Genomic DNA, 12,283 nt, shown 5'->3' with positions numbered 1-12,283 from the left:
CTAAAACTCAACCTCAGATGCCCCCAGTCTATCCTGAGCGTCCCCGCCGCCTCAGCAGCGCCCCAGCGCCTCAGCAGCGCCGGTGAAGGGGTATTTACGGATTAGGTCTGGGACCTGCAACCCCCATTTTGCAAAAACTTCAAATTTCTCGGCAGAAAGTTTCCTACCTTAATAAAAGCAACAGGTTAGCTTCATTTTACTGGCGGTTTTTCCGCCTATATCCGCGCGGGTAGCTGACAAAGAACAGCCAAGCGCCGGAATCGTACCCAATGCTTGGTATGCGTTCAGGACACGCTAACAAAAACGCCGCCCGAGTCTCCTCGGACGGCGCTGTTTCCTGAGTGGTGTAGGCAACTACTTCAGATCAAAACGATCCGCGTTCATCACCTTGTTCCAGGCCGAGACAAAGTCACAGACGAATTTGCCCTCGGCATCTGCCTGACCATAGACCTCGGCCAATGCCCGCAGTTGCGAGTTCGAACCGAAGACCAGATCGACACGGGTGCCCGTCCACTTGACCTCACCACTGGCGCGGTCGCGGCCTTCATAGACGCCTTTGCCCGAGGGCTTCCATTCCGTGCTCATGTCCAAGACGTTGGTGAAGAAGTCGTTGCTAAGGACACCGGCGCGATCGGTGAACACACCGTGCTTGCTGTCACCGAAATTCGCGCCCAAGACGCGCAGACCGCCCACAAGGGCCGTCATCTCCGGGGCTGATAGCGTCAGCAGCTGCGCCCGGTCGACTAACAGCTCTTCGGGCGAGACGGTATAGTCGGCCTTCTGGTAATTACGGAACCCATCTGCGATTGGCTCCATCACGGCAAAACTGTCGACATCGGTCTGCTCTTGCGACGCATCGGTCCGGCCCGGGGTGAACGGCACCTCAACATCCTGACCGCCTGCTTTGGCCGCCTGTTCGATACCAACGGCACCGGCCAGAACGATCACATCGGCCAAGGACACTTTCTTGCCACCGGTTTGAGCATCGTTAAACGCGGCCTGAACGCCTTCCAATGCGCCCAGCGCCTTGGACAGCTTCATCGGTTCGTTGACGTCCCAGTCTTTCTGCGGCGCAAGACGGATACGGGCACCATTGGCGCCGCCACGCTTGTCCGACCCACGGTAAGTCGAAGCCGAGGCCCAAGCGGTCGAGACCAGCTCGGACACCGACAGCCCAGTCGCAGCGATCTTGGCTTTCAGGTCGGCCACATCCGCGTCGTCGATCAGATCGTGATCCACTGCGGGGACGTTGTCCTGCCAGATCAGCTCCTCAGCGGGGGCTTCTTCGCCGATATAGGCTGAACGCGGACCCATGTCGCGGTGAGTCAGCTTGAACCATGCGCGGGCGAAAGCATCGGCGAATTCTTCCGGGTTCTCGTGGAAGCGTTTCGAGATCGGGCCATAGATCGGGTCCATGCGCATCGCCATGTCGGCGGTGGTCATCATGGTTTTGACCTTCTTCGACGGATCATGCGCCTGCGGGGCCATGTCTTCTTCTTTGACATTCACTGGCTCCCAGATCCACGCGCCCGAGGGGCTTTTGGTCAGGTTCCAGTCATAACCGAACAGCAGGTCGAAGTAGCCATTGTCCCACTTTGTTGGGTTGGCCGTCCACGCGCCCTCGATCCCCGAGGTGGTGGTGTCGTCACCCTTGCCCGAGCCGAACTTGTTGATCCAGCCAAAGCCCATCTCTTCAATCGGAGCAGCCTCTGGATCGGGACCAACCAGATCGGGATCACCCGCACCATGCGCCTTACCAAAGGTGTGGCCACCTGCGACCAGAGCGACGGTTTCCTCGTCATTCATCGCCATACGACCAAAGGTGTCGCGGATATCACGGCCTGAGGCAAGCGCGTCGGGCTGTCCGTCCGGACCTTCTGGGTTCACATAGATCAGACCCATCTGCACGGCGGCCAATGGGTTTTCCAGATCACGCTCGCCCGAGTAACGGCTATGTGGGTTGTCCGTCGGGGCCAGCCATTCGGTTTCCGAACCCCAATAGATGTCTTCCTCTGGGGCCCAGATGTCTTCGCGGCCACCTGCGAAACCAAAGGTCTTGCCGCCCATCGACTCGATGGCGCAGTTCCCCGCCAGGATCATCAGGTCGGCCCAGGAAATCTGGTTGCCGTATTTCTGCTTGATCGGCCACAGCAGGCGACGCGCTTTGTCGAGGTTGCCGTTATCCGGCCAGCTATTCAGCGGAGCAAAACGTTGGTTGCCGGTCGAGGCGCCGCCACGGCCATCTGCCGTCCGGTACGTACCAGCACTGTGCCACGCCATCCGAATGAAGAAACCACCATAGTGACCGTAGTCCGCTGGCCACCAGTCCTGAGAATCCGTCATCAGCGCATAGAGGTCTTCTTTCAGCGCTTTGTAGTCCAGCTTCTTGAACTCTTCTTCATAGTCGAAATCTGCGCCCATCGGATTCGATGCCGGTGCATGCTGGTGCAGGATCGAAAGCTTCAGCTGGTTGGGCCACCAGTCGCGATTCGAACGCGTGCCAGCGCCATGCATCACAGGGCAACCGCCTGCTTTGGGGTTATCACTTCCGTCCATATCGATCTCCAATCCTGGCTCAGGTCTTGCGGCTCAGCGCGGTATTAACTGTAACGAACAAGATTACAGAAAGATGTAGCCCTGATGGATTTCAAGGGTCGCTCGCCGAAATTGGCGCAGCCCCCACTCATCAGGGCGACTCTGCACCCTTGTGTCGGGGGAAATCTAGCAAACCAAAGGCATAGAGATAAGTTTTGTTTTCTCATAATAACCATAACCAAATCCTATGGTATACAGATCCTCCGACTCGTAACCTTGGGTCACAACCCCCACAGGCAGATTGTCTTCTTCCCTGTTCGCTTTCAGTCTGGCCCGAATATGCGGCCAAGGACCCCGAGCAGGACATAAGGACAGCAGGATGGAGTTTGACTATGTGATCGTCGGCGGAGGCTCGGCCGGATCGGTTCTGGCCGGTCGCCTGAGCGAGGACCCGAACATCAGCGTCTGCCTACTTGAGGCCGGTGGTCCCGGAAAACATATCGCCATCCGTATGCCCGCCGCCGTAGTGTCGACCCTTCCCGGACGCCCCAAGATCAGCAATTGGGCGTTCGAGACAGTCCCGCAACCGGGCCTGAACGGGCGGAAAGGATATCAGCCGCGCGGCAAAGCCTTGGGAGGCTCCAGCGCGATCAATGCCATGCTCTATATACGCGGGCAGCGACAGGACTATGACGGTTGGGCCGATCTGGGCTGCGACGGTTGGGATTGGGACAGCGTTCTGCCTTACTTCAAACGCTCGGAAAACAACGAGCAGGGTGCAGATGACCTACATGGCGATAGTGGCCCCCTGCAAGTGTCGGATCAGAAGGAGCCGCGCCCGATCACCAATGCCTTCATCGATGCCGCCAGCCAGATGCAGCACCGCCGCGTCGAGGATTTCAATCGCGGCGATAACGAGGGCGTTGGACTCTATCAGGTGACGCAATTCCGCGACCCGACCCGCAACGGGGAAAGATGTTCAGCCGCAGCGGCCTATGTGCATCCGGTCATGGATCGTACGAACCTGGCCGTCATCACCCATGCCCATGCCAAGGAGCTGACCTTCGACGGCAAACGCGCGACCGGAGTGATCTATAAAAAGAGAGCAAAAGGCGCAGATATCTCGGTCACGGCCAGACGAGAGGTATTGATCTGTGCGGGCGCGCTTCAATCACCGCAAATTTTGCAGCTGTCCGGTATCGGCGACGGGGAAGAGTTGCGCCAGCACGGAATCGCAGTCCGTCATGACCTGCCCAGCGTTGGTAAAAACCTGCAAGATCATCTGGATTTCATTCTGGCCTACAAAACCAAGGACACAGACAATTTCGGCATCGGCCTGATGGCAGGCATGCGCCTGATGGGGCACTTGTTGCGCTGGCGCAAAACCGGGTCGTCGATGGCCTCGACCCCGTTTGCCGAAGGGGCTGCGTTTCTAAAGACCTCTCCTGAACTGGATCGTCCCGACATTCAGCTCCATTTCGCCATTGCGCTGGTCGATGATCACGCCCGCAAGCTGCACTATGGCCATGGTTACAGTTGCCACATCTGCAAGCTAAGGCCCGAAAGCCGCGGCACCGTTGGCCTTCACAGCGCCGATCCCTTCGCCGCACCCGCCATTGACCCAAACTTCCTGTCCGATGACCGCGATCTGCAAACCATGATCAAAGGTGCGCGGATGATGCGAGACATCATGCAGGCCCCCGCCCTCGCCCCTTACCGTCATAAAGAGATGTTTGGGACCGAAACCGCCGAAACCGACGCGGATTGGGAACGCCATATCCGCGCTCGCGCCGATACGATCTATCACCCCGTCGGCACCTGCAAGATGGGGCTGGATGAAATGGCTGTGGTCGACCCAGAGCTAAAGGTTCACGGGATCGAAGGGTTGCGCGTCGTGGATGCTTCGATCATGCCAACGCTGATCTCGGGCAACACCAATGCGCCGACGATCATGATCGCCGAAAAAGCAGCTGACATGATCAAGGCTGCTCAGTGACCTTCATCAGGGCCTCAAGCCCGACGCGGTAATTGGGGTAGAGCAGTTTAACCCCAAGCTCATCCTTGATCCGGTTGTTTCGAACCCGCTTATTCTCGCTGTAGAAACTGCGCGCCATCGGCGTCATTTCGGCCTCTTCAAACGGAACGGCGGGCGGTAGCGGCAGGCCCTGCAGTTCGGCTGCGTAGCCGATCACATCTTGCGGCGGTACCGGCTCATCATCGCAAACGTTATAAACAGCGCCGGGATTCGGGGCCGCCATCGAAGCCGCCAGAACCTGTGCGATATCCTCCACATGGATGCGCGAGAACACCTGACCCGGTTTGATAATCCGCCGGGTCCCACCGCCCTTGAGCTTGGAAAACGGCCCGCGACCGGGGCCGTAGATGCCCGCCAGTCGGAAGATATGGATCGGCAGGCCGGGAATGGCCGACCATTGTTCCTCGGCCAGCAAACGCCAGCGCCCGCGTTTGGCTGTTGGCGCGGGTGGCGTGGTTTCATCCACCCAATTGCCCTGATGATCGCCATAGATCGCCGTGGTCGACAGATATCCAACCCATTTGAACTGCTCCGCGCGCGCGGCGATCTCTGTGCCCAGCGCTGCCAGAACCGGATCGCCATCCTCCTTCGGTGCGGTTGAGATCAGCAGATGCGAGACCCCATCCAGATCCGGCACGTCCCCGGGCCAAATCAACGGCTCAGCGCCCGAGGCGCGAATAGCGTCAGTACCCTCAGCATCTCGCGTGGTGCCAACAACGCGCCAACCCTCGGGCGTCAGGCGGCGCGACAGGGCTTGGGCAGAGTAACCGTGACCAAAGGAAAACAGTGTGTTCGTCATGCCCTCTAGATGATCCGAGCAGACCGGGGATGCAAGCGCCACGTCGACTCACTTGATTCGAATCTCGCGATACGCCTTTCTTTTAGGCATGAGCCAGAAAACCCCAGACCTACACGCAGCCTATGCGCTGACCTCTCCGGACGACAACAAACGCCTCTATGCCGAATGGGCAGGCGACTATGATGACGGTTTTGCCGCGCGCGAGGATTATCAGCTGCATATCCATACCGCCCGCGCCTTTGTACGGGCCGGAGGGCAAGGCCCGGTGCTGGATGTCGGCGCTGGCACCGGCCTGTGCGGTGCGGTTTTGGCCAGTCTTGGGGTTGGGCCGATCGACGCCACGGATATCAGCGCCGAAATGCTGGATCAGGCCATGCGCAAGGACACCTATCGCGACGCGATCGAGGCCGACCTGACCCAAGGTATCCCGGTACCGAGCCACAGCTATTCGGGTATCGTGTCATCTGGCACGTTCACCCATGGCCATCTGGGCCCAGAGGTCCTGCCCGCCTTGCTGCGCGTCGCGCGCCCCGGTGCGCAATTTGCCGTTTCAATCAACGCCAAACACTATGAAAAACTGGGCTTTGCCGACGCCTTCAGGCAGCTAGAGCAGGGCCAGATCATCAACCTGTCCCTGCCCGAGGTCCGCATCTACGGAGATCTCGCGGCCGGTCCGAACAAGGACGACACGGCCTATGTCGCCTTGTTCGAGAGGACCTGATCAGGTCTTTGACCAAAAACGTTAGGTGTACATCTGTTTCTTGAACGCCCGCGTGCGCGTCGTCGCCTCGGCCGAACCGTCGTGATAGGTGCCGAACCACTTGTCGAACGGGATTTCCGAGGTGCCGTAGTTGCACTCGAAATAGCGGTGGTGCAGCTGATGGAAGAAATCGCCAGCGCGGGCGGCATCCGTTTCTTTCGCCCTCAGCTTTTCGAAACCGGAATGGGACAGAACCGGGCTGATCTGCTGAAAGTAGGTATGGAACAGAAGGTGCAGCGGGTGCGATGGGATGATCAGGTGAATGAAATAGGTCGTGAAGTAGAGGATGTTCTCATACCAATGGTTTGAGATTCCCGACCAGGGCCCGATATTGACATTGCGGTGGTGCACCGCGTGGACATGTTTATAGAGCTTCGGGTGATGCTCCAACCGATGCACCCAATAGAAATGCAGGCCGGACCACATGGGGATCAGCAACATCCACAGGACAAACCAAACCGGCGCGCTGGACCATGTCACAGTCGGCACATAACCATTGGCCATCGCCCAAAAGATCACCCACTGATAAACAGTCGCCACTGTCATCGCGCTGCCCAAGGTCCACCAAATATTGTCGAGGACCTGATTGCGGAAAGTGAAGTTGCCGTTGTCCCGGGTCAGATCACGGCGATCGAACTTTTTGTACATGCCCTGCCCTTTGCGCATGTAAAGCCACCAGTGCAAACCACCCGCGACCAGAATTTGAGGCACCATGTTCAGCAGCCAAATCCGGAACATCCATCCCGCCGAGAAACTCTTCATTGCGTCCAATCCGGGGAAGAACAGGACATAGGCGATCACGGCCAGTGTCATGCACAGGGTCAGCGAGGTGATCTGCAACCACGCCCCGCCATACCATTTCACAACCGCCGCGGGGCGGGGCGGCCAAGTGAATAGAGGGTTCAAACCCACCGGTCCTTCGGGGTGATAGTTCCAACGAGCGGCTTCCGGGTCCTGAGCAGTGTCGGTCATAGCAGTCACTTCTGTCTGATGGGTCACGTTGCGTAGTCCGAGCCTTCGGCATCGAGCAGGGCTTTGATCTCACGAAGATGCGCCTCGGCTTGATCGGGGTAGTCATCCAACTCTTGCGCAGTCTTCTCGGCGATCTCATCGGATAGCACGCGCAACGGCTGGCCCGTTTGCAGCGCACGGATGTAGGTTTCGGCGGCGCGCTCGAAATAATAGAGTCTATTAAAGGCATCTGCCGGGTCGCTGCCGATGATCAGAACACCATGGTTGCCCATGATCATGACCTTCTTTTTCGGGTCCGACAGCATTGAGGCGCAGCGTTCCCCCTCGCTCTCAAACGCCAGACCACCGAATTCCTCATCAATCACATAGCGGTTGTAGAACGTGGCCGTGTTCTGGTCGATAGGGGGCATGTTGCTGTCCGCAAGCGACGCCAACACGGTGGCAAAGATCGAATGTACATGCATGACGCACCGCGCATGCGGGCAATGGCGGTGAATTGAGCCGTGAAGCCCCCACGCGGTGGGGTCCGGCGCGCCGGGTTGGCTCATGACATCCGGATCATTGGCATCCAACAGCAACAAGTCCGAGGCCCGGATTCGCCCGAAATACATCTGATTGGGGTTCATCAGGAACTGCGTGCCGTCCTCGTTCACCGCAAGGCTGAAATGGTTGGCAACGGCCTCGTGCAAGTTCAGACGCTCGGTCCAGCGGAACGTCGCGGCCATGTCCACACGCTCGGACCAATGGTCGATATTGGGGCGAAGATTGGCGACACTCATGGGAACGCTCCTTAGGGCAATTGGTTTGAACAAAGCCTGCCTTGGGTCCTTGAGTTTGACCAACGAAAAAAACGCATCTATCCCATTAGTAGAACTTATGGTGAGGTTATGCAGATGCAGAATTCCCTGCCTCCATTGGGCTGGCTGCGCACATTCGAGGCAGCGGCACGTCATCTGTCTTTCACCGGCGCCGCCCGCGATCTGAACATGACGCAAAGCGCGGTAAGCCAGCAGATCAAGTCGCTCGAGGGGCATCTGGGCCAGCCCTTGTTCCTGCGACGCCCCAAGGCGCTGGAACTGACCGAGGCCGGAATCTCCTACCTGCCCGTCGTGCGAGAGGCATTTCGCACGCTGGTGCGTGGTACACAGGCCGTAACGGGCGCTCAGCAAAACGCGGTTCAGGTTCAGTGCAACATTACATTTGCCGTGAACTGGCTGGCCCCGCGCCTGCCCGCCTTTCGGGCTGAGCATCCGGATGTGCAACTGAACATCTTCACTGAACTCTGGGAGCCGCAGGAAATGGCCGAAGGCGCTGCGGTCGAGATTCGCTTTTCCCTCAGGCCCGCCGATACGGTCCGGACAGAGTTGCTGCGGCGTGAACACTACTATCCAGTCTGCGCGCCTGGGTTCAGTGTTGATCTGGAGACACTGCAGGAAAAGCCCCTGTATGATTGTTCAAACCTGCTTTCGAATTGGGCCAGCTGGGCAGATGATCAGGCTCTAACATGGGGCAAACCGTACATAACATACGCCACGACCTATCTGGTTTGCTTGTCAGCAGCGATGGCCGGGGGCGGCTTGTGCCTTGCGCATGACACGATCGTAGACCGGTTGATTGAACAGGGTTTGCTGGTGGCCCCTTTTGAACATCGCGCAGAGATGCCAGAGGCGTATTACCTGCTGCTCTCCCCTCAGGCAGAGGAAACGCCTGGCGCTGTGGCCTTTGCCAATTGGATACGTCGCGAGATCGGGTGAGAGGGCCTCTCCCGCCCATCGTCGCGGCACCTTGCGGGGCAGCTTCTCTGGTTGGGCCGGGCAGCGCTGGCGCGCTGCGGGCGGGATTTGTGATGATTTCATGATACGGGATTACCGGGGTTGCACCTGACAACACATTCGGGAAAGTTGAGCCATGGAATACACACCCTTCCCAAGCTGGCCCGATGTCGCCCCCCGTTTGATCGCCGTTGCCGCAGGTCGTGAACCGGCGGATATGGTGATCCGCAATGGTATATGGGTCAATGTTCACAGCCGAGAGCTGCTGCCCGATCACTCCGTCGCCATTGCCGAGGGGCGGATTGCCTTTGTCGGGCCTGACGCCAGCCACTGCATTGGTCCCGACACGCAGATCATCGACGCCAACGGGCGCTACATTCTGCCCGGCCTTTGCGACGCGCATATGCACATCGAATCGGGGATGCTGACTCCGGCTGAATTCGCGCGGGCCGTGATCCCGCATGGCACGACCTCGATGTTCACCGACCCACACGAGATCGCAAATGTGCTGGGCCTAGACGGCGTGCGCATGATGCATGACGAGGCGATGATGCAGCCGGTAAATATCTTCACTCAGATGCCCTCCTGCGCGCCATCGGCCCCGGGATTGGAGACCACCGGCTATGAAATCTCGCCCGAGGATGTGGCACAGGCGATGAGCTGGCCGGGTATCATCGGGCTGGGTGAGATGATGAATTTCCCCGGTGTGATCAACGGCGATCCGAAGATGTTGGCCGAGATTGCAGCCACTCAACGGGCCGGAAAACCGGTCGGCGGACACTATGCTTCGCCTGATTTAGGGTCTGATTTCTCGGCTTATGTAGCTGGCGGCCCGGCGGATGATCACGAAGGCACTTGCGAGGCCGACGCCATCGCGCGAGTACGGCAGGGGATGCGGTCGATGATGCGGCTGGGGTCGGCTTGGTACGATGTGGAGACCCAGATCACGGCTGTCACTGAGAAAGGTCTGGACCCGCGTAACTTCATTCTGTGTACCGACGATTGCCACTCGGGCACCTTGGTCAATGAAGGCCATATGAACCGCGTGGTGCGCCATGCCATTGCCTGTGGGTGTGAGCCACTGGTCGCTTTGCAAATGGCCACGATCAACACAGCAACGCATTTCGGGCTGGAGCGCGAGATCGGCTCGGTCACGCCGGGGCGGCGCGCGGATATCATCCTCAGCTCGGATTTGACCGATTTGCCGATCGAGACGGTTATTGCGCGTGGGCAGGTGGTTGCTGAGAACGGCGCCATCACCGTCGAATGCCCGCATCTGAACTGGCCGAACAACGCACGCAATACGGTGCATCTGGGGCATGAGCTGACGGAAAGCGACTTTGAAATCCAGGCCCCCGCAGGCGCGAACCGGGTTCAGGCCAATGTCATCGGTGTTGTCGAAAACCAGGCCCCGACCAAGGCGCTCAAGGCCGAATTGCCCATCATCGGCGGTCTGGTCGAGGGGGAGGGCGAGGTCTGCCAGATCGCGCTGGTGGAACGCCATCGCGCGACCGGAGGGGTTACGAACGCGTTCGTCTCGGGCTTTGGCTATCAGGGCAACATGGCGATGGCCTCAACCGTGGCCCATGACAGCCACCACATGATCGTCGTCGGCACCGACCGCTCACAGATGGCGCTGGCCGCCAACCGCCTGGCCGAGGTCGGTGGTGGTATCACCCTGTTCCGGGACGGTCAGGAACTGGCGCTGGTGGAACTGCCCATTGCTGGCCTGATGTCCGACAGCCCTGCCGCCGAGGTCGCGGCCAAAGCCGAAAAAATGGTCGAGGCGATGGAGGCCTGCGGCTGTCAACTGAACAACGCCTATATGCAACACTCTCTGCTGGCCCTCGTTGTTATCCCCGAATTGCGGATCTCGGACCTTGGGCTGGTGGATGTCCGCACGTTTGAAAAGATAGACCTTCTGGAACCCCTGGCATGACAATAATAAAAACACCTGACACACCTGCTGCGGAAGACTTCACAGACCCCGAGGCCGCCGTCGCGCGGCTTGAACTTCTCTACAATCAAGCCACGGATTTCTTATGCGAGGGCTTCTCGGCGGCCATGCAGGAGGGGGCCCCTTCGGCCCGCATTAGAGCCTATTACCCGGAAATTCGCATCAAGACCTCAAGCTACGCGCAGGTCGATAGCCGCCTGAGTTTCGGGCATGTCTCGGAACCTGGCATCCATGCAACCACCGTAACGCGACCTGACCTCTTCCGCTCTTACCTGACGCAGCAGATCGCGTTGCTGATCAAGAACCACGACCAGCCGGTGACCATCGGTGCCTCCGATACGCCGATTCCGGTTCATTTTGCCGTCGCCAACAACCCAGATCTGGTGGTGCCGCATCAAGGTGCTGCGGGTTTCACCCTGCGCGATGTGTTCGACGTGCCCGATCTGACAACAACCAATGACGATATCGTTAATGGCGTACATGATCATACTGAGGTCGGGCCACTTGCTTTGTTCACCGCTCAGCGCGTCGATTACTCTTTGGCGCGGCTGGCGCACTATACCGCGACGGATGCGGGGCACTTCCAGAACCACGTTCTGTTCACCAACTACCAGTTCTACGTGTCCGAGTTCGAAAACTACGCGCGTGAACAACTCGCCGACCCCGAAAGCGGCTACATCAGCTTTGTCTCGACCGGGAATGTCGAGATCACCGAGGCAGATGCGTCGCTTGAGCAGCCGATAAAGCTGCCTCAGATGCCGACCTATCACCTGAAACGAGCGGATGGGTCCGGTATCACTCTCGTCAATATCGGCGTCGGGCCGTCGAACGCCAAGACCGCCACCGACCATATCGCGGTACTACGCCCCCATGCCTGGTTGATGGTCGGGCACTGCGCCGGTCTGCGCAATACGCAAGCCTTGGGCGATTTCGTCCTGGCCCATGCCTATCTACGCGAAGATAAGGTTCTGGACGATGACCTGCCGGTCTGGGTCCCGATCCCACCTCTGGCGGAGATTCAAGTGGCGCTGGAACGCGCCGTGGCCGAGGTCACCGAACTTGAAGGGTATGAGCTGAAGCGGATCATGCGGACGGGCACTGTCGCATCGGTCGATAACCGCAATTGGGAGCTGCGCGATCAATCAGGACCGGTGCAGCGGCTCAGCCAATCCCGTGCGATTGCGCTGGATATGGAAAGCGCAACGATCGCTGCAAATGGCTACAGATTCAGGGTTCCCTACGGGACTTTGCTGTGCGTCTCCGACAAGCCGTTGCATGGGGAATTGAAGCTTCCCGGCATGGCGTCGTCCTTCTATACCACTCAGGTCAGCCGTCATCTGGCGATCGGAATAAAGGCGATGGAGCATCTGCGCGGCATGCCGTTAGAACGCTTGCACAGCCGGAAATTGCGTTCATTTGACGAAACGGCCTTCCTCTGACGTAAAAAAGCAAC

Annotated in this window: 9 protein-coding genes; 5 read left to right on the top strand and 4 right to left on the bottom strand. The window is 58.9% G+C overall.

The genetic code is table 11. The annotated features are described in order from the left end of the window. Positions 1-354: 354 nt before the first annotated feature. Positions 355-2,556: a catalase/peroxidase HPI gene (gene katG, locus ACR0IP_RS05690; protein ID WP_480524302.1), complete on the bottom strand. Its 2,202-nt coding sequence runs from the start codon at positions 2,554-2,556 to the stop codon at positions 355-357. Positions 2,557-2,914: 358 nt separating this feature from the next. Here katG and ACR0IP_RS05685 point away from each other — a divergent pair, with 358 nt between their 5' ends. After that, on the top strand, positions 2,915-4,531 hold the full coding sequence (locus ACR0IP_RS05685) for a choline dehydrogenase (protein WP_170689631.1): 1,617 nt from the start codon (positions 2,915-2,917) through the stop codon (positions 4,529-4,531). On the opposite strand, the gene ACR0IP_RS05680 is transcribed toward ACR0IP_RS05685, so the two are convergent. Next, positions 4,515-5,369: an SDR family oxidoreductase gene (locus tag ACR0IP_RS05680; protein WP_170689629.1), complete on the bottom strand. Its 855-nt coding sequence runs from the start codon at positions 5,367-5,369 to the stop codon at positions 4,515-4,517. The genes ACR0IP_RS05685 and ACR0IP_RS05680 overlap by 17 nt on opposite strands. 88 nt (positions 5,370-5,457) lie before the next feature. Here ACR0IP_RS05680 and ACR0IP_RS05675 point away from each other — a divergent pair, with 88 nt between their 5' ends. Further along, the gene (locus ACR0IP_RS05675) at positions 5,458-6,090 is read left to right on the top strand and encodes a class I SAM-dependent methyltransferase (RefSeq protein ID WP_170689628.1); all 633 of its coding nucleotides are present in this window, start codon (positions 5,458-5,460) and stop codon (positions 6,088-6,090) included. 21 nt (positions 6,091-6,111) lie between these two features. On the opposite strand, the gene ACR0IP_RS05670 is transcribed toward ACR0IP_RS05675, so the two are convergent. Further along, a complete protein-coding gene (locus ACR0IP_RS05670; protein WP_170380146.1) occupies positions 6,112-7,101 on the bottom strand; it encodes a sterol desaturase family protein in 990 nt (329 codons plus the stop codon). 23 nt (positions 7,102-7,124) lie between these two features. Continuing rightward, positions 7,125-7,880 (bottom strand): class II aldolase and adducin N-terminal domain-containing protein, encoded by a 756-nt coding sequence (locus tag ACR0IP_RS05665; RefSeq protein WP_170380147.1) that lies wholly within the window; start codon positions 7,878-7,880, stop codon positions 7,125-7,127. 114 nt (positions 7,881-7,994) lie between these two features. Here ACR0IP_RS05665 and ACR0IP_RS05660 point away from each other — a divergent pair, with 114 nt between their 5' ends. The 3 genes from ACR0IP_RS05660 to ACR0IP_RS05650 all read left to right on the top strand — a co-directional run bounded on the left by ACR0IP_RS05660 (position 7,995) and on the right by ACR0IP_RS05650 (position 12,269). Further along, positions 7,995-8,855: a LysR family transcriptional regulator gene (locus ACR0IP_RS05660; protein WP_480524299.1), complete on the top strand. Its 861-nt coding sequence runs from the start codon at positions 7,995-7,997 to the stop codon at positions 8,853-8,855. 154 nt (positions 8,856-9,009) lie between these two features. Further along, the gene (gene ade / locus ACR0IP_RS05655) at positions 9,010-10,812 is read left to right on the top strand and encodes an adenine deaminase (RefSeq protein ID WP_480524297.1); all 1,803 of its coding nucleotides are present in this window, start codon (positions 9,010-9,012) and stop codon (positions 10,810-10,812) included. Next, entirely contained in the window at positions 10,809-12,269 is a 1,461-nt protein-coding gene (locus tag ACR0IP_RS05650; RefSeq protein ID WP_170380150.1) for an AMP nucleosidase, read from the top strand. The genes ade and ACR0IP_RS05650 overlap by 4 nt, the downstream gene beginning before the upstream one ends. The last annotated feature ends 14 nt before the right edge of the window (positions 12,270-12,283 follow it).

The sequence above is a fragment of the Ruegeria sp. AL11 genome (assembly GCF_056540865.1).
Note: the sequence above shows the minus strand (reverse complement) of the source record. Positions and strands in the feature narration are given on the sequence as shown.